This is a genomic window from Streptomyces sp. IBSBF 3136, from assembly GCF_036815105.1.
Classification (GTDB): Bacteria; Actinomycetota; Actinomycetes; order Streptomycetales; family Streptomycetaceae; genus Streptomyces.
Genome location: NZ_JAJSZC010000087.1, coordinates 12,805 through 30,087 on the forward strand (window position 1 = coordinate 12,805; position 17,283 = coordinate 30,087).

Sequence of the window (17,283 nt, forward strand, 5' to 3'; positions counted from 1 at the left end):
CTTGCTTGGAGTGCACTCGAAGGCCATAGCGTGGGGGCATGACGGTGATGCAGACCCCGCCAGCGGACACCGCGCCGACCAGCCCCGCCGACATCTGCTCCGCCCCGCCCCGGCGTCACCCGCGCGCCGACGGCCAGGACCGCTACACGATCAGCGAGGTCGTCGCCTTCACCGGCCTGACCGCCCACACGCTGCGCTGGTACGAGCGGATCGGCCTCATGCCGCACATCGACCGCTCGCACACCGGTCAGCGCCGCTACAGCAACCGCGACCTGGACTGGCTGGACTTCGTGACCAAACTGCGCCTGACCGGCATGCCGGTGGCGGACATGGTCCGGTACGCGGAGCTGGTGCGGGAGGGCGACGGCACCTACCCGGAACGGCAGGCCCTGCTGGAGTCCACCCGCCGGGACGTGCTGACCCGCATCGCGGAGCTGCACGACACGCTCGCGGTGCTGGACCGCAAGATCAGCTTCTACGCACGGGAGCGGTAGGCGGCGCGGCCGGCCTCGCCCGGGCTCGGGCGGGCCGAGGCCACTTTCGCGACAGGCCCTACAGCTCGGCCAGCAGTTCCGCCTTCTTGGCGGAGAACTCCTCGTCCGTGAGCAGTCCCGCCCGGTGCAGCTCCCCGAGGTGCCGGATGCGCTCGGCGATGTCCGCGGGGTCCCGCCGTGCCGGGGCCGGCGCCGCCGCCGGGACCGCCCCGCGGCTGCGTACCGCGGCCAGGACGGCCGCCGCGAACGGCAGCGACTCGTGCACCGGCCCGTAACCGAGCCCGAAGACCACAGCGGCCGGGTCCTGGTCGGGCTGCACGGGAGCGGCCGGCCCGGCGGCCTCGCGCGGCAGCAGCCGCAGGTGCCCCTCGAAGACCTCCGGCGACCGCCACTCCACCCCGCTGAGGCCGGCGACCGGGAAGCTCTGGTCCCCGGCCTTCCACTTGGCCGAGGACGCCCCGGTCCAGGACCAGCGGAACTGCACGGTCGTCCCGTCGAAGAACGCCTTGCCGTCGTACGCCTTGAACTGCAGCGGCCCCTCGGGCGCGGCCACCAGATAGCGGTCGGCCGGCCCGGACGCGGTTTTCGTCAGCAGTGCCGTCAACTCGTCGGCGTAGTACTCGGCGAGGGTCTCCCGCTCCGCCGGCAGCACCAGCCGGTACGGGTCGGAGCCCTCGCGCAGTTGTCCGGCGGCCGCCTCCATCAGCGGGTCGGCACCGGGGCGCGGCCGCAACCGCAGCGCGACCGTGCCGCGTCGGCCCGGGGTGAGCGTCACCTCTTCGAGCGCGGCCAGCGGGACCCGACGTTCGCCGAGCGCCTGGAACAGCTTCGGTGTCCGGATCCCCCGTTCGTAGCGGATGAGCACGGAGTCGGACTCGAACTCCCAGACGGCATGAAAACCCGCCAGTACGTCACCCATGCGGCTCATCGTATGCGGCACGTGCTCCTCCGTCGCCACCCGCGCAGACCGCACTTCCTGCTGTTTCTACGCGCGTCCGGCCGTGGTAGTGCCGGGCAGACCGGCCCGGCAGGCGTCGTTCTCACGGGCGCACGTCACCTCGTCGAAAGCGCCCACCCCCACGTAGGCGAGGTTGCGCAGGCTGTCCGTGCCCGGCTGGAAATAACCGGCGTGGCCCTGCGCCTCCCGGGCCGACAGCACCCGCGCCCCGAACGCCGAGGACACCGGGTCGGCGCCGTGACCGAGGCCGCCGAGCTCCAGGTACGGCACGTCCTGCACCCAGTCGGTGGCGTCCCGCATCGCCCACACCCGGGCCGAGGTGCCCAGGTGGGAGGCCCTGGCGACCCGCATGCCGGGGCTCGCGGCCACCGCCAGGTCGGTCACCCGGCGGGGCATGCCGTGCGCGGCGACCCCGCAGACCACCGAGCCGTAGCTGTGGCAGATCATCGACACCGGGGCCCGGCCGGGCAGCGCGCGCAGCAGCGCGTTCAGGCGTACGGCGCCCTCCTCGGCGCGCAGCCCGGTCGCCGCGTCCACCCCGAGGCCGTCCGGCGCGGTGTAGTCGGCCCAGGCGATCACGGCCGTACGCGTCGTGGGGCGCTGCGCCCGCTCGGCCGCGTACAGCGCCTTGGACATGCCGACGGCGGCGGTGTAGGGGCGGTTCGTCTTCTGGAAGGTGAGCAGGTCGGTGTCGACGCCGGGGACGACGACCGAGATCCTGTCGGCCTTCTGCAGGCTCCCGAACACCTCGGCGACCCGGCCCGAACCCGCGGGGTCGAAGGCGAGGATGTGGCGGCCGCGGCTCATCAGCGCCTCGTAGCGGTGCATGCGCCGGCCCGCCTCCTGCTGGCCCGCCGTGCTGAGCCGGCTGTCGTGCATCCGTTTCTTCTCGACCTTGCGGGCCTGCCCCAGCGCGATGTGGTTGGCGCGGTAGCGCAGCGAGACCGGCGCGCCGTTCATGTTGCCGACCGCCAGCGGGTAGCGGTGGGCGAGACGGTCGCGCTCGTGCGGGGTCAGCGAGGCGAAGAAGCGGGTGAGCCGCGCGGGGTCGGAGACGGGGTCCGGCAGGTGGAGGCCGTGGACGCCGCCGTGCCGCCACTTGTCGAGCGAGGCCTGCAGCGCGCTCGGCTCACGGTGGGTGCGCAGTGCGGTCCAGCCCGTGGTGGCGAGCATCACGAACACCACGCCCAGCGCGAGCAGTGCGCGCCAGACGTTGAGTTGCGGAGAGGTGTCGAAGGAAGTCACTGGGAGGACACACTAGGAGAACGAGAGGGTCTCGCGGTAACCGAGTGACAGGTATCACGTTTCGGCAAGCGTCGAACGATCTCGGAACGTCCTCATGTGGTACGCCAGTTCCCGATGAGTGCCGATCCCACCTGATCCAGGTAGGACGCGGTGAGTTGACGCATCGCCAGCAGACTGAAGTCGTCGCCGGTGCTCCACTGCCGCTCGGTGACCCGTATCACCCCGCCGAAGACGGCCACCGCGAGCCGCGGGCGAGGGTCGGTGTCGACGTCGACCCCCTCGCGCTCGGCCAGCAGTCGCGCGATGGTCTCCTCGGTGGCGGCCGAGCGCCGCAGATGGGCGGCGAGCAGCGCGGGCGTCGACTCGATCGTCTTGTACATGCGCAGGTACAGCTCGACCGGCACCGCCGACTCGACCGTCTCCCGGATCGCCTCCCAGCCCTCGAGCACCGCCTGCCGCAGCGCCTCCATCGGCGCCTCGTGCGCGGGCCGCGCCCGCACCGCCGCCACGAAGTGCGCCTCCGTCATCTCCTGCACGGCGAAGGCCACCTCCTCCTTGCCGGCGAAGTAGCGGAAGAAGGTGCGCTGCGAGACCTCGACGGCCCCGGCGATCTCGTCCACGGTCGTGCGCTCGTAGCCCTGGGTCGTGAACAGTTCGAGCGCGGAGCGCACCAGCGCGTCCCGGGTGCGCTGCTTCTTGCGCTCACGCAGAGTTTCCATATCTGTCAGTTACCGACTTGTGAATTGGTTTGTCAATTGTCAGTGGCTGTCACTAGCCTCAGCGCATGACTAGTCAGACCACCGTCGACACCACGGGGCCGGGGGACAAGGCGGCCGCCGCCGCGTCGGAGCCGACCCCGGCCACGGGGCTGCGCGGCCATCCGTGGCTCACCCTCATCACCGTCGCCGTCGGGGTCATGATGGTGGCCCTCGACGGCACCATCGTGGCGATCGCCAACCCGGCCATCGCGAAGGACCTGCACGCGAGCTTCTCGGACGTGCAGTGGATCACCAACGCCTACTTCCTCGCCCTCGCGGTCTCGCTGATCACCGCGGGCAAGCTCGGTGACCGCTTCGGCCACCGGCAGACCTTCCTCATCGGCGTGACCGGCTTCGCCGCCGCCTCGGGCGCCATCGGCCTGTCCCACAGCATCGCCGCGGTCGTCACCTTCCGTGTCTTCCAGGGCCTCTTCGGCGCGCTGCTGATGCCGGCCGCGCTCGGCCTGCTGCGGGCGACCTTCCCGGCCGAGAAGCTCAACATGGCGATCGGTATCTGGGGCATGGTGATCGGCGCCTCCACGGCGGGCGGCCCGATCCTCGGCGGTGTCCTGGTCGAGCACGTCAACTGGCAGTCGGTGTTCTTCATCAACGTGCCGGTGGGCCTGATCGCCCTCGTCCTCGGCCTGCTGATCCTGCTGGACCACCGCGCCCGGAACGCGCCGCGCTCCTTCGACGTGCTCGGCATCGCGCTGCTCTCCGGCGCGATGTTCTGCCTGGTGTGGGCGCTCATCAAGGCCCCGGCCTGGGGCTGGGGCGACGGCAGGACCTGGCTCTTCATCGGTGCCTCGGCGCTGCTGTTCACGCTCTTCACCGTCTGGGAGACGAAGGTCGCCGAACCCCTCGTCCCGCTGGGCATGTTCCGCTCGGTCCCGCTGTCCGCGGGCGTCGTCCTCATGGTCCTGATGGCGATCGCCTTCATGGGCGGCCTGTTCTTCGTGACGTTCTACCTCCAGAACGTGCACGGCATGAGCCCCATCGACGCCGGTCTGCACCTGCTGCCCCTCACCGGCATGATGATCGTCGGCTCGCCGCTCGCCGGCGCCGCGATCACCAAGCTCGGCCCGCGCATCCCGCTGGCCGGCGGCATGGCCGCGACCGCGATCGCCATGTACGGCATGTCGACGCTCAAGGCCGACACCGGCAGCGGCGCGATGTCCGTCTGGTTCGCCCTCCTCGGCCTCGGCCTCGCGCCGGTCATGGTCGGCGCCACCGAGGTCATCGTCGGCAACGCGCCCATGGAGCTGTCCGGAGTGGCGGGCGGCCTCCAGCAGGCGGCCATGCAGATCGGCGGCAGCCTCGGCACCGCGGTGCTGGGCGCCGTGATGGCCTCCAAGGTCGACAACGACCTGCAGGCCAACTGGACCGGCGCCGGACTGCCGAAGCTCACCCCGCAGCAGCTCGACCAGGCCTCCGAGGCCGTCCAGGTCGGCGTGGCCCCCATCGCCAAGGGCACCCCGGAGCCGTTCGTCGCGAAGATCACCGCCGTCGCGCACGACACCTTCATCTCCGGAATGAGCCTCGCTTCCCTGGTCGCGGCGGGCGTGGCGGCGGTGGCGGTCCTCGTCGCGCTGCTCACCAAGCGCGGCGAGAACGCGGAGGCGGGCGCGGGCGTCGGTCACATCTGATCCGGACCGCCCGGTCCTGGTCGGCGGATTCGCCTATCAGGGTGATGGCGCCGAAGATCCCTCGCCCTCGGCGTGCGCCGCAGGTCACAGTGGGTCAAGTCCTCCGCAGGGCATGGGGGGCACGGGCCGCGGCGCGCGCTGCTGGAGGGGGGCAGCGCGCGCAGGTCTGTCCGCGCGTATCCGGGGTACCCGCCCTGTGAAGCCGAACTGTCCACGACGACCAGGGAGTTGATGATGGCAGGCTTCGGGCACGGAACGCGCGGGTACCCCCGGTCACGTGGCCGGACATGGCAACGGAGCGGGCCGGACCGTGCGACGCTCGGCGTCATCGGCACGATCTGCGCCGTGGCCGGCTTCTTCGCACTGGGCATCGTCCTGGGCCCGGTCGCGATGTTCTGCGGCTGGCAGTCGATGGGCCGCAAGTGGTCCTCCGACCACGGCATCCCGGCCCTGGTGGCCCTGGTGCTGGGTGCCATCGACACTCTTCTGGCCATCATCGCCCTGGCGGGCGCGGCCACTTGGGGACACGGGCTGCTGTAACCGGACGACCGGAGGCCCGCGGACAGCCGGCGGCACAGCCGCCGCGCCGCGGGCCGCCGCGCGTTCGCGGGTCAGCGCGGTTGTTCCTGCCGCTCCGTCGCCAGCCGGGCGACCTCGGCCCGCAGCAGCCGGACCTCCTCGGCCAGCGCGGCGATCGCCTCGGTCTGCCGCCGTTCCTCCACGTCGTCCTTCTCGAACCGGGAGATGAACCAGGCGGCGATGTTCGCGGTGACGACACCGAGCAGCGCGATCCCCGAGAGCATCAGACCGACCGCGATCATCCGCCCGAGCCCGGTCGTCGGGGCGTGGTCCCCGTACCCCACGGTCGTCATGGTCGTGAACGACCACCACACCGCGTCACCCAGCGTCCGGATGTTCCCGTTCGGCGAGTCCCGCTCCACCGAGAGCACGGCCAGCGAGCCGAACATCAGCAGCCCGATCACCGAGCCCACCACGTACGTGGTCAGCCGGATCTGCGGAGCCATCCGGGCCCGCCGCCCCACCAGCAGCAGCGTGGACACCAGCCGCAGCAGCCTGAGCGGTTGCAGCACGGGCAGCACCACCGCGCACAGGTCGGGCCAGTGCGTCCGGACGAAGTCCCCGCGCCGGGGGGTGAGCGCCAGCCGCATCAGGTAGTCGATGGCGAAGGCGCCCCACACCGTCCACTCCACCACGGTGCACAGGGCCGTCACCGAGTGGCCGGCCGAACCGTCCACGATGGGCACCGCGTACGCGAGGGCGAAGGCCACGGCCAGCGCCAGCAGGGGCCGTTGGGTGTGCCGTTCCCACCGAAGCTGCGCCGATTGTCGCTCCATGTCCGCATCGTAAAGAAACGTGCGGGCGGCGGAGACCTGGGCTCCGCCGCCCGCGGCCGTGCGCGCGGCCGTGCCCGGCCGCCGGGCGGGCCGCTACGCGTCGCCGCCCGCGGCCCCCGGGTCCGCCGCCGCGACGTCCAGCAGCCGGTAGCGGTCGATCGCCTGCTTCAGTGCCGACCGGTCGACCTTGCCCTCCCGGGCCAGCTCGGTCAGCACCGCCACCACGATCGACTGAGCGTCGATGTGGAAGAAGCGGCGGGCCGCGCCCCGGGTGTCGGCGAAGCCGAAGCCGTCCGCGCCCAGCGACTGGTACGTCCCGGGCACCCACCGGGCGATCTGATCCGGAACCGATCGCATCCAGTCGGACACGGCCACGAACGGACCCTCGGCGCCGCTCAGCTTCTGCGTCACCCACGGCACCCGCTGCTCCTCCTCCGGGTGCAGCAGGTTGTGCTCCTCCGCGGCCACGGCCTCGCGGCGCAGCTCGTTCCAGGAGGTCGCCGACCAGACGTCGGCCCGGACGTTCCACTCCTCGGCGAGGATGCGCTGCGCCTCCAGGGCCCACGGCACCGCGACACCGGACGCCATGATCTGCGCCGGTACGGCACCGGCCGTGCCCGCGGAGACCCGGTGGACGCCCTTGAGGATGCCCTCGACGTCCACGTCCGCCGGCTCGGCCGGGTGCTGGATGGGCTCGTTGTAGACGGTGAGGTAGTAGAAGACGTCCTCGCCGTGCGGGTGCTCGGCGTCGCCGCCGTACATCCGGCGCAGGCCGTCCTGGACGATGTGGGCGATCTCGTAGGCGTACGCCGGGTCGTACGCGACGCACGCCGGGTTGGTCGAGGCCAGCAGCTGCGAATGGCCGTCGGCGTGCTGCAGCCCCTCACCGGTCAGGGTCGTACGGCCCGCGGTCGCACCCAGGACGAAACCGCGCGACAGCTGGTCGGCCATCTGCCAGAACTGGTCACCGGTGCGCTGGAAACCGAACATCGAGTAGAAGACGTACACCGGGATCAGCGGCTCGCCGTGGGTGGCGTAGGCGGAGCCGGCCGCGATCAGCGAGGCCGTGCAGCCCGCCTCCGAGATGCCGTCGTGCAGCATCTGGCCGGTCGGCGACTCCTTGTAGGCGAGCAGCAGCTCCCGGTCCACCGACTCGTACTGCTGGCCGAGCGGGTTGTAGATCTTCGCGCTCGGGAAGAACGAGTCCATGCCGAACGTGCGGTACTCGTCCGGCGCGATCAGCACGAACCGCCTGCCGATCTCCTTGTCCCGCATGAGGTCCTTGAGCAGCCGGACGAACGCCATCGTGGTGGCGATGGACTGCTGGCCGGTGCCCTTCTTCACGGTGGCGTACGTCTTGTCGTCCGGCAGCGTGAGCGGCTCGGAGCGCACGACACGCGTCGGGACGTACCCGCCGCACGCCTTGCGCATGTCGTGCATGTACTGGATCTCCTCCGTCTCCCGGCCCGGGTGGTAGTACGGCGGCGCGCCGGACTCCAGCTCCTTGTCGGAGATCGGCAGGTGCAGCCGGTCGCGGAAGCGCTTGAGGTCGTCGACCGTCAGCTTCTTCATCTGGTGCGTGGCGTTGCGGCCCTCGAAGTTCGGGCCCAGCGTCCAGCCCTTGACCGTCTTGGCCAGGATGACCGTGGGCTGGCCCTTGTGCTCCTTGGCCGCCTTGAACGCCGCGTAGATCTTGCGGTGGTCGTGACCACCGCGGCCGAGGTGCAGGATCTGGTCGTCCGTCATGTTCTCGACCATCGCGCGCAGCCGCAGGTCGTCGCCGAAGAAGTGCTCACGGATGTAGGCGCCGGACTCGGTGGCGTACGTCTGGAACTGCCCGTCCGGGGTCGTGTTCATCCGGTTCACCAGGACGCCGTCGCGGTCCTGGGCGAGCAGCGGGTCCCAGGTCCGGTCCCAGATCAGCTTGATCACGTTCCAGCCGGCGCCCCGGAAGACCGACTCCAGCTCCTGGATGATCTTGCCGTTGCCGCGCACCGGGCCGTCCAGGCGCTGGAGGTTGCAGTTGACGACGAAGGTCAGGTTGTCCAGGCCCTCGCGCGCGGCGATGCTCAGCTGGCCGAGCGACTCCGGCTCGTCCATCTCGCCGTCCCCGAGGAACGCCCACACGTGCGAGTCGGAGGTGTCGGCGATGCCGCGCGCCTCCATGTAGCGGTTCATCCGCGCCTGGAAGATCGCGCCGAGCGGGCCGAGGCCCATGGAGACCGTCGGGAACTCCCAGAAGTCCGGCATGGAGCGCGGGTGCGGGTAGCTGGAGAGCCCGTTCGGGTACTTCGACTTCTCCTGGCGGAAGCCGTCGAGCTGCTCGGCGCTGAGCCGGTCGAGCAGATAGGCACGCGCGTAGATGCCGGGGGAGGCGTGGCCCTGGAAGAAGACCTGGTCGCCGCCCTTGCCGTCGTCCTTGCCGCGGAAGAAGTGGTTGAAGCCGACGTCGTACAGGGAGGCGGAGGAGGCGAACGTGGCGATGTGGCCGCCCACCCCGATGCCCGGGCGCTGCGCGCGCGAGACCATCACGGCCGCGTTCCAGCGCGTGGCGTTCAGGATCTTGCGCTCGATCTCCTCGTTGCCCGGGAAGAACGGCTCGCTCTTGGTGGGGATCGTGTTGACGTAGTCCGTGCTGCGCATCTCGGGCACGGCCACGCGCTTCTCACGGGCCCGCTCGATCAGGCGCAGCATGAGATAGCGGGCCCGCTCCCGGCCGCGCTCGTCCACGGCGGCGTCGAGCGAGTCGAGCCACTCCTGGGTCTCCTCGGGATCGAAGTCAGGAACCTGACTCGGAAGGCCGCCAATGATGATCGGATTGCGATCGGATCCGGAAGGCACGCTGTTCCTTACCTGTCAGAGGGCCGCTTTTATTCGGTTTTTCCGGTTCTTCCCCGGTATTTCTCGCTCCTGCACCGGTCCCCATCGTGTACCTCGGGGAAGGTGTACGTCATCTCTACCCCGAGGTAACCCGGGCGGCGGGCCGGTCAAAACGCAACGATACGCCCGGGGTGTGACGGACTTGGCATAGTTGTTCGAGAGTCGGAGTCCTGGATGGTTCCGAACCGCGCAAAGCGGGCACATCGGTGTGATGTGGCTCCCGACGAATCGGGGTACGGTGCCAGGAGTTGCGGCGACACGGCCAGGATCGTCACCGTTTCGGCGGTCTGAACGGCCGGGTACTTGCGCGATCCGTCCCGCCCGTGTGGACTACGGCCAATGCTTCGCGCACGCGCGTGGCTGAGATATTCATCAAGACATGATCAGGAGGCAACCCGTGAGCGCGACCGCGGACCACGCGGAGGAGCGGACGAACCCTGCCGCCAGGCTGGGGTTCCAGCCCGGGCAGGTGGTCCAGGAGATCGGCTACGACGACGACGTCGACCAGGAGCTCCGCGAGGCCATTGAGGAGGTCATCGGGGCCGACCTCATGGACGAGGACTACGACGACGTGGCCGATGCCGTCGTGCTGTGGTTCCGTGATGACGACGGTGACCTCACGGATGCGCTGGTGGACGCCACCACGTACATCGAAGAGGGTGGCGCCATCCTGCTCCTCACGCCGAAGACCGGCCGTTCGGGGTACGTGGAGCCGAGCGACATCTCGGAAGCCGCGACGACCGCCGGACTGACCGCGTCCAAGAGCGTCAGCGTCGGCAAGGACTGGAGCGGCTCGCGCCTGGCGACGCCGAAGGCCGCCAAGTCCGGCAAGAGGTAGTCGAGAGGTAGTACCCGCCTCGTCCTCGGAGCCGCGGACGGGCCGGCATCGGCCGGCCCGTCCGTGAGCCCACTCCTGGCCCGCGGTGATCGCTGCGTAGGGTGGTGCCGAGCGTCTTCCGCGCTCTCACCCGTTCAGCCCACCGAAGGGAAGCACGACGATGGCGATCCAGGTCGGCGACAAGGCGCCCGACTTCGAGCTCAAGGACAACCACGGCCGCCCGGTGCGGCTCGCCGACTTCCGCGGCGAGAAGAACGTGGTCCTGCTGTTCTACCCCTTCGCCTTCACCGGCGTCTGCACCGGCGAGCTGTGCGAGCTGCGCGACAACCTGCCGAAGTTCGCGGACCGCGACACGCAGCTGCTCGCCGTCTCCAACGACTCCATCCACACCCTGCGCGTCTTCGCCGAGCAGGAGGGCCTGGAGTACCCGCTGCTCTCCGACTTCTGGCCGCACGGCAACGTCTCGCGCGCCTACGGCGTCTTCGACGAGGACAAGGGATGCGCCGTCCGGGGCACCTTCGTCATCGACAAGGAGGGCGTCGTGCGGTGGACCGTGGTCAACGGGCTGCCGGACGCGCGCGACCTGAACGAGTACGTGAAGGCGCTCGACACCCTGTGAGCCGGCGGGTGGCCGACCGGTGATCCGACACCTGTGGTTCTTCGGGTCCAGGGTCTGCGGGGGCGGGAACCCGTCACTAGGATCGGCACGTTGATCCCATATCCGTAGCACGACGGGGCTCTCGCCCCTGGACACCACATGGAGGACCCGTGGGAGTCAGCCTCAGCAAGGGCGGCAACGTATCGCTGACGAAGGAGGCCCCGGGCCTCACCGCCGTGATCGTAGGTCTCGGGTGGGACGTGCGCACCACGACCGGGACCGACTTCGACCTCGACGCCAGCGCGCTGCTGCTGAACAGCTCCGGCAAGGTCGCCAGCGACCAGCACTTCGTCTTCTTCAACAACCTCAAGAGCCCCGACGGCTCGGTCGAGCACACCGGTGACAACATCACCGGTGAGGGCGAGGGCGACGACGAGCAGATCAAGATCAACCTGGCCGGCGTCCCGGCCGACGTCGAGAAGATCGTCTTCCCGGTGTCGATCTACGACGCCGAGAACCGCCAGCAGTCCTTCGGCCAGGTCCGCAACGCGTTCATCCGCGTGGTGAACCAGGCGGGCGAGCAGGAGATCGCCCGCTACGACCTGAGCGAGGACGCCTCCACCGAGACCGCGATGGTCTTCGGCGAGCTGTACCGGCACGGCGCGGAGTGGAAGTTCCGCGCCATCGGCCAGGGCTATGCCTCGGGCCTGCGCGGTATCGCCCAGGACTTCGGCGTGAACGTCTGACGCACGAAGCCCCCGCATCCGTCCGGCGCCGCACCGTTTACGGTCGGCGCCGGACGTGCAGGACAACCAGGGAAAGCACCATCAGGGGAGGACCAGCATCATGGGCGTCACGCTCGCCAAGGGAGGCAACGTCTCCCTCTCCAAAGCCGCACCGAACCTCACCAACGTCCTGATCGGGCTCGGCTGGGACGCGCGCTCCACCACCGGCGCCCCTTTCGACCTCGACGCCAGCGCCCTGCTGTGCGGCGCGGGCAACCGGGTGCTGGGGGACGAGTGGTTCGTGTTCTACAACCAGCTCACCAGCCCCGACGGCTCGGTCGAGCACACCGGTGACAACCTCACCGGTGAGGGCGAGGGCGACGACGAATCGATTCTGATCGACCTGACCAAGGTCTCGCCCCAGTGCGAGAAGGTCATCTTCCCCGTCTCGATCCACCTGGCGGACGAGCGCGGACAGACCTTCGGACAGGTCTCCAACGCGTTCATCCGCGTGGTCAACCAGGCCGACGGGCAGGAACTGGCCCGCTACGACCTCAGCGAGGACGCCAGCACGGAGACCGCGATGATCTTCGGCGAGCTCTACCGCTACCAGGGCGAATGGAAGTTCAGAGCCGTGGGACAGGGGTACGCCTCGGGCCTGCGCGGCATCGCTCTAGACTTCGGAGTCAACGTTTCGTAAAAGCTGAGTACAGCGCGGGGGAAACCCTCCCCCAGACTTCGTCTGGGAGGTGCCCCCACAACACGATGGGGTAGCCACTGTGCTTCTGAAAACCTTCGGCTGGTCGTTCGCGATTACCGCGCTCGGTCTGGTCGCGGCGGCGTTCTACGGGGGATGGACCGCCTTCGGGATCGTGGCGATCCTCGCCGTCCTGGAGATCTCGCTGTCGTTCGACAACGCGGTGGTCAACGCCGGGATCCTGAAGAAGATGAGCGCCTTCTGGCAGAAGATCTTCCTCACGGTCGGCGTGCTCATCGCGGTCTTCGGTATGCGGCTGGTCTTCCCCGTCGTCATCGTCGCCATCAGCGCCAAGATGGGCCCGGTCGAGGCCGTCGACCTGGCCCTGAACAACAAGGACCGCTACCAGCAGCTGGTCACCGACGCCCACCCGTCGATCGCCGCGTTCGGCGGGATGTTCCTGCTGATGATCTTCCTCGACTTCATCTTCGAGGACCGGGACATCCAGTGGCTGCGCTGGATCGAGCGGCCCCTGGCCAAGCTCGGCAAGGTCGACATGCTGTCGGTCTGCATCGCCCTCATCGTCCTGCTGATCACCTCCTTCACCTTCGCCACCCATGCCCACCAGCACGGCGGCGCCCACGCCGACAAGGCGCAGACGGTCCTGATCGCCGGTATCGCCGGCCTGATCACCTACATGGTCGTCGGCGGCCTCTCCGGCTACTTCGAGGACAAGCTGGAGGAAGAGGAGGAGCGCGAGCACGAGGAGGAGGAAGAGGCCGCCCGCACGGGCAAGAAGAAGCCCGCCGTCGTGCTGGCCGGCCAGGCCGCGTTCTTCATGTTCCTCTACCTGGAGGTCCTGGACGCGTCGTTCTCCTTCGACGGCGTGATCGGCGCCTTCGCCATCACCAACGACATCGTCCTGATGGCGCTCGGCCTCGGCATCGGCGCGATGTACGTCCGCTCGCTCACCGTGTACCTGGTCCGCCAGGGCACCCTGGACGACTACGTCTACCTGGAGCACGGCGCCCACTACGCGATCGGCGCCCTGGCCGTGATCCTCATGGTCACCATCCAGTACGAGATCAACGAGGTCATCACCGGCCTCGTCGGCGTCGTCCTGATCGCCTGGTCCTTCTGGTCCTCCGTCCGCCGCAACCGCGCCCTCGCGGAGTCCGGCGACGGCGCGGGCGAGAAGGCGGAGGTCTCCTCCGGCGTCTGACGGGACGGACCACCACCCCTGGCCGCCCCTCAGGGGCATGATCAGGGGCGGGACGGGGTGTGGCGCCCCGTCCGGTGAGGAACGCTCTGTTCGGGGCGGCCGACACGGTCGGCCGCCCCGACGGCGTTCACAGACCACCATCCGGGGGCGGGCATGGGTTTCTTCGACGGGCTGCGGGGCGGACGCGCCGCCGACTTCGACTCGGGCAGCGCGGCGACCAACGCGATCGAACTGACCAGGCGGCACCAGCAGGTGTCCCTCACCAAACAGGACGCGGCCACCGGCCACCTGCGCATCAACCTGGCCTGGCGGATGCGGACCTCCGACTTCGACCAGAACCAGCGCACCAGCCTCTTCCGGCACCCCTTCAAGGCCCTGCGGCCCCCCGAGGTGCTCGGACACGGCCAGAGCATGGTCAACGTCGACCTCGACCTCGGCTGCCTGTACGAGCTGATGGACGGCACCAAGGGGGTCGTCCAGCCCCTCGGCGGCTACCTCGGCGACGTCAACGCGCCGCCGTACATCAAGCTCAGCGGCGACGACCGGTTCGGCTCGGCGTCCGGCGAGACCATGTACATCAACCTGGACCACCGCGAGGCGATCAAGCGGCTGCTCGTCTTCGTGTACATCTACGACCAGACCCCCGCCTTCGACCGCACCCACGCGATCGTGACGCTCTACCCCAGCAACGGCCCCAGGATCGAGATAGGCCTCGACGAGCGGCACCCCCAGGCCCGCTCGTGCGCCGTCGTGATGATCGAGAACGTCAAGGACGAACTGCTCGTCCGCCGCGAGGTCAAGTTCGTCTACGGCTTCCAGGGAGAACTCGACCGGCTCTACGGCTGGGGCCTGACCTGGGGCCGCGGCTACAAGACCAAGGTGGAGCGGTGACCCCTACCGGCCGATGAACTGCGGCCCCTGCGGCGGCAGCCGGAAATTGGGGTCCAGCGGAGCCGTCATGGCCGGCTGGGGCGCCTGCGGATAGCCGTAGGCGGGACGGCTCTCCGCTTGCGGATAGCCGTACGACGGCTGCTGGGCCTGCCGCGCCGACGTCGGCTGCGGATAGCCGTACGCCGGCTGCGGCGGCACCGACGTCGGCTGCTCGGGCGGCAGCGGCTGCGAGGTGGTCTCCGGCGGGGCCTGCCCCCGCTCCTCCTCCGCCTCCGACTCGTCCACCGAGATACCGAAGTCCGTCGCGAGGCCCTTCAGACCGTTCGAATAGCCCTCACCCAGCGCACGGAACTTCCAGCCCTCCCCGCGCCGGTACAGCTCACCGCAGATCAGCGCGGTCTCCGCACCGGTCTCCGGCTTGATCTCGAAGTGCGCCAGCGGCTCGCCGTCGGCCACGGAGGCGTCGTACAGCAGGATGCACAGAGCCGGGACCCGGTCGAAGGTCAACCCGTCCGCCGACGCCACCAGCAGGATGCGGCCGACCCCCGGCTCCACCCCCGACAGCTCTGACTGGATCGTGTCGGTCAGCCCCTCGGTGATCCGCTTCTTGCCCAGCCGCCACACCGTCCCGGACGGATGCCGGGGCTGGTTGTAGAAGACGAAGTCCTCGTCGGAGCGCACGCGGCCGTCGGAGCCCAGCAGCAGCGCCGAGGCGTCCACGTCCGGAACACCCTGCCCAGGCGTCCAGCGCAGCACGGCGCGCACCGTGGTGGCCTCCAGCGGGACGTTCGACCCCTTCAGCATCGCGTGCGTCATGCCGTCATCCTGCCCTCTCGGTCCTGGCCACGACAATGCGGGGGGTGGTGACACCGACACGGGTGAGTTACCGGAAATTCATGCCCGAAGGGAACCCCCGACATCGATCCCTACGTACTATTACCGGCCACCCTTTACCGAATCCACAGGCTCGGCTCGCGCCCTGAGGAGTCCTATGCGTCATTTCGGGCACATCGTCCCCGAGGAGCGGCAGCGCCTGTTCCACCAGGAACCGTGCGCGTTCACCGCCGACTCCCCGGCCAGACTGCTCTCCGCCGCCCTGGGCGCCACGCTGTACAGCCCCGCGACCCGGCCCCGGCTCGCCGACGACATCACCAAGCAGGCCGCCAACGGCGTCGTCTCGATGGTGCTGTGCCTGGAGGACTCGATCGACGACGCCGACGTCGTCGCCGGCGAGGAGAACCTCGTCCGCCAGTTCGCCGACCTCGACACCCGCCCGGAGACCGAGCCGCCCCTGCTGTTCATCCGGGTCCGCACCCCCGAACAGATACCCGACCTCGTCCAGCGCCTCGGCGCCTCCGTACGGCTGCTGTCCGGGTTCGTGCTGCCCAAGTTCACCGAGGAACGCGGCCTGCCCTTCCTGGAGGCCCTCAGCCACGCCGAGGCCCACAGCGGCCGCCGCCTGTTCGCCATGCCCGTCCTGGAGTCCCCCGAGCTCCTCTACCGCGAGTCCCGCGTCGACACCCTGGAGGGCATCGCCCGCGCCGTCGGCAAGTTCCGCGACCGGGTGCTCGCCCTGCGCCTCGGCGTCACCGACTTCTGCTCCTCCTACGGCCTGCGCCGGGCCCCCGACATGACCGCCTACGACGTCCAGGTCGTCGCCTCCGTGATCGCCGACGTCGTCAACATGCTGGGCCGGGCCGACGGCACCGGATTCACCGTGACCGGACCGGTCTGGGAGTACTTCCGGGTCCCCGAGCGCATGTTCAAGCCACAGTTGCGGCAGAGCCCCTTCCTCGAGGTGCAGGCCGTCGAACTGCGCGAGAAGCTCATCGAGCACGCCATGGACGGGCTGCTGCGGGAGATCTCCCTCGACCAGGCCAACGGCCTGCTCGGCAAGACCTGCATCCACCCCTCCCACGTCCTGCCCGTGCACGCGCTGTCCGTGGTCAGCCACGAGGAGTTCAGCGACGCCCAGGACATCCTCCGGCCGGAACGCGGCGGCGGGGGTGTACTCCGGTCGGCCTACACGAACAAGATGAACGAAGTGAAACCGCACCGCGCCTGGGCCGAACGGACCCTCCTGCGCGCCGAGGTCTTCGGCGTCGCCAACGAGGACATCGGCTTCGTCGAACTGCTCACCGCCGGCATCCCCGGCTGACACCGCCGGACACTCCGGCCGACCTTCCGCAACCCAAGGAACGCATGAACAACGCAGTGAACGACGGAGTCTGGTCCGGCACCTGGGTCGCCGAGCGACTCGGCGTCGGACTCGAGGGCGACGACGGCCTGCCGGCCCTGCTGGGGCTCGCGCTGCGCCGCAACCCCAAGCGGGCCCACCTGCTCGTCTCCCACGTGCTCGGCAAGCACGTACCCCAGTCGCCCTCCGTGGTCTACGACCACGGATTCCGCCTCGGCCGCCGCGTCCGCGAACTGCTCGGTGACACCCGGGCCGCCTCCGCCGTCGTCCTCGGCTACGCGGAGACCGCCACCGGCCTCGGCCACTGCGTCGCCGACGGCCTCGGCCTCGCCCCCTACCTGCACTCCACCCGCCGCCCCGTGCCCGGCCTCACCCCCGCCGGCGGCTTCGAGGAGTCCCACTCCCACGCCACCTCCCACCTGCTGCTCCCCGAGGACACCGCCCTGCTCGCCGGCGACGGCCCACTGGTCCTGGTCGACGACGAGTTCTCCACCGGCAACACCGTCCTCAACACCATCCGGGACCTGCACGCACGCCACCCCCGCGACCACTACGTGGTCGTCGCCCTCGTCGACATGCGCTCCGCCGAGGACACCGCCCGCCTCAGCCGCTTCGCCGACGACATCGGCGCCCGCGTCGACCTGGTGGCCGCCGCCTCCGGCACCGTACGACTGCCCCAGGACGTACTCCGCAAGGGACAGGAACTCGTCGCCCGCCACACCCCCGCCGACGCCACCGGCCCCACGCCCACGGCCGCGCACCGGCCCCCGCACGACGAC

At 69.9% G+C, this 17,283-nt stretch carries 17 protein-coding genes; 11 read left to right on the forward strand and 6 right to left on the reverse strand.

Going from position 1 to position 17,283, the window contains the following annotated elements:
- The first annotated feature begins 38 nt into the window (after positions 1-38).
- The gene (locus tag V7E45_RS19850) at positions 39-494 is read left to right on the forward strand and encodes a MerR family transcriptional regulator (RefSeq protein ID WP_333775527.1); all 456 of its coding nucleotides are present in this window, start codon (positions 39-41) and stop codon (positions 492-494) included.
- 58 nt (positions 495-552) lie between these two features.
- On the opposite strand, the gene V7E45_RS19855 is transcribed toward V7E45_RS19850, so the two are convergent.
- The 3 genes from V7E45_RS19855 to V7E45_RS19865 form a co-directional block, all read right to left on the reverse strand.
- Positions 553-1,413: a DUF4429 domain-containing protein gene (locus V7E45_RS19855; protein ID WP_333775528.1), complete on the reverse strand. Its 861-nt coding sequence runs from the start codon at positions 1,411-1,413 to the stop codon at positions 553-555.
- Between the two features lie 66 nt (positions 1,414-1,479).
- Complete coding sequence (locus tag V7E45_RS19860; RefSeq protein ID WP_333775529.1) at positions 1,480-2,697, reverse strand: alpha/beta hydrolase; 1,218 nt, start codon at positions 2,695-2,697, stop codon at positions 1,480-1,482.
- A 92-nt stretch (positions 2,698-2,789) separates the two neighbouring features.
- Complete coding sequence (locus tag V7E45_RS19865; protein ID WP_333775530.1) at positions 2,790-3,416, reverse strand: TetR family transcriptional regulator; 627 nt, start codon at positions 3,414-3,416, stop codon at positions 2,790-2,792.
- Positions 3,417-3,481: 65 nt separating this feature from the next.
- On the opposite strand from V7E45_RS19865, the gene V7E45_RS19870 reads away from it, so the two are divergent.
- Together V7E45_RS19870 and V7E45_RS19875 are read left to right on the forward strand one after the other, a co-directional pair.
- Positions 3,482-5,101: an MFS transporter gene (locus V7E45_RS19870; RefSeq protein WP_333775531.1), complete on the forward strand. Its 1,620-nt coding sequence runs from the start codon at positions 3,482-3,484 to the stop codon at positions 5,099-5,101.
- A gap of 231 nt (positions 5,102-5,332) precedes the next feature.
- On the forward strand, positions 5,333-5,641 hold the full coding sequence (locus tag V7E45_RS19875; RefSeq protein ID WP_333775532.1) for a small hydrophobic protein: 309 nt from the start codon (positions 5,333-5,335) through the stop codon (positions 5,639-5,641).
- A gap of 71 nt (positions 5,642-5,712) precedes the next feature.
- On the opposite strand, the gene V7E45_RS19880 is transcribed toward V7E45_RS19875, so the two are convergent.
- Entirely contained in the window at positions 5,713-6,456 is a 744-nt protein-coding gene (locus tag V7E45_RS19880; protein WP_333775533.1) for a potassium channel family protein, read from the reverse strand.
- A gap of 93 nt (positions 6,457-6,549) precedes the next feature.
- Positions 6,550-9,297 carry a pyruvate dehydrogenase (acetyl-transferring), homodimeric type gene (gene aceE / locus V7E45_RS19885; protein ID WP_333775534.1) on the reverse strand — a complete coding sequence of 916 codons (2,748 nt, stop codon included), beginning with the start codon at positions 9,295-9,297 and terminating at the stop codon, positions 6,550-6,552.
- A 436-nt stretch (positions 9,298-9,733) separates the two neighbouring features.
- Here aceE and V7E45_RS19890 point away from each other — a divergent pair, with 436 nt between their 5' ends.
- The 6 genes from V7E45_RS19890 (at position 9,734) to V7E45_RS19915 (ending at position 14,307) form a co-directional block, all read left to right on the forward strand.
- On the forward strand, positions 9,734-10,174 hold the full coding sequence (locus V7E45_RS19890) for a DUF3052 domain-containing protein (RefSeq protein WP_333775535.1): 441 nt from the start codon (positions 9,734-9,736) through the stop codon (positions 10,172-10,174).
- 160 nt (positions 10,175-10,334) lie between these two features.
- Positions 10,335-10,793: a peroxiredoxin gene (locus tag V7E45_RS19895; RefSeq protein WP_333775536.1), complete on the forward strand. Its 459-nt coding sequence runs from the start codon at positions 10,335-10,337 to the stop codon at positions 10,791-10,793.
- Between the two features lie 149 nt (positions 10,794-10,942).
- Positions 10,943-11,518, forward strand: coding sequence for a calcium homeostasis/redox stress adaptation protein (locus V7E45_RS19900; protein ID WP_020939773.1), 576 nt, complete (start codon positions 10,943-10,945; stop codon positions 11,516-11,518).
- Positions 11,519-11,618: 100 nt separating this feature from the next.
- A complete protein-coding gene (locus V7E45_RS19905) occupies positions 11,619-12,197 on the forward strand; it encodes a TerD family protein (RefSeq protein WP_333775537.1) in 579 nt (192 codons plus the stop codon).
- 79 nt (positions 12,198-12,276) lie between these two features.
- A complete protein-coding gene (locus V7E45_RS19910) occupies positions 12,277-13,416 on the forward strand; it encodes a DUF475 domain-containing protein (RefSeq protein WP_333775538.1) in 1,140 nt (379 codons plus the stop codon).
- A gap of 153 nt (positions 13,417-13,569) precedes the next feature.
- A complete protein-coding gene (locus V7E45_RS19915) occupies positions 13,570-14,307 on the forward strand; it encodes a TerD family protein (protein ID WP_020939770.1) in 738 nt (245 codons plus the stop codon).
- Positions 14,308-14,310: 3 nt separating this feature from the next.
- Here V7E45_RS19915 and V7E45_RS19920 read toward each other — a convergent pair whose 3' ends face one another.
- Entirely contained in the window at positions 14,311-15,123 is an 813-nt protein-coding gene (locus V7E45_RS19920; RefSeq protein ID WP_333775539.1) for a TerD family protein, read from the reverse strand.
- 175 nt (positions 15,124-15,298) lie between these two features.
- On the opposite strand from V7E45_RS19920, the gene V7E45_RS19925 reads away from it, so the two are divergent.
- Positions 15,299-16,465 (forward strand): HpcH/HpaI aldolase/citrate lyase family protein, encoded by a 1,167-nt coding sequence (locus tag V7E45_RS19925; RefSeq protein ID WP_333775540.1) that lies wholly within the window; start codon positions 15,299-15,301, stop codon positions 16,463-16,465.
- Between the two features lie 44 nt (positions 16,466-16,509).
- Positions 16,510-17,283: phosphoribosyltransferase domain-containing protein (locus V7E45_RS19930; RefSeq protein WP_333775541.1), on the forward strand; the 774-nt coding region annotated here is incomplete at its 3' end.

Coding starts and splice junctions, on each gene's coding strand:
- V7E45_RS19850 (WP_333775527.1), top strand. CDS start 39: ATGACGGTGATGCAGACCCCGCCAGCGGACACCGCGCCGACCAGCCCC.
- V7E45_RS19855 (WP_333775528.1), bottom strand. CDS start 1,413: ATGGGTGACGTACTGGCGGGTTTTCATGCCGTCTGGGAGTTCGAGTCC.
- V7E45_RS19865 (WP_333775530.1), bottom strand. CDS start 3,416: ATGGAAACTCTGCGTGAGCGCAAGAAGCAGCGCACCCGGGACGCGCTG.
- V7E45_RS19870 (WP_333775531.1), top strand. CDS start 3,482: ATGACTAGTCAGACCACCGTCGACACCACGGGGCCGGGGGACAAGGCG.
- V7E45_RS19875 (WP_333775532.1), top strand. CDS start 5,333: ATGATGGCAGGCTTCGGGCACGGAACGCGCGGGTACCCCCGGTCACGT.
- V7E45_RS19880 (WP_333775533.1), bottom strand. CDS start 6,456: ATGGAGCGACAATCGGCGCAGCTTCGGTGGGAACGGCACACCCAACGG.
- V7E45_RS19895 (WP_333775536.1), top strand. CDS start 10,335: ATGGCGATCCAGGTCGGCGACAAGGCGCCCGACTTCGAGCTCAAGGAC.
- V7E45_RS19905 (WP_333775537.1), top strand. CDS start 11,619: ATGGGCGTCACGCTCGCCAAGGGAGGCAACGTCTCCCTCTCCAAAGCC.
- V7E45_RS19915 (WP_020939770.1), top strand. CDS start 13,570: ATGGGTTTCTTCGACGGGCTGCGGGGCGGACGCGCCGCCGACTTCGAC.
- V7E45_RS19920 (WP_333775539.1), bottom strand. CDS start 15,123: ATGACGCACGCGATGCTGAAGGGGTCGAACGTCCCGCTGGAGGCCACC.
- V7E45_RS19925 (WP_333775540.1), top strand. CDS start 15,299: ATGCGTCATTTCGGGCACATCGTCCCCGAGGAGCGGCAGCGCCTGTTC.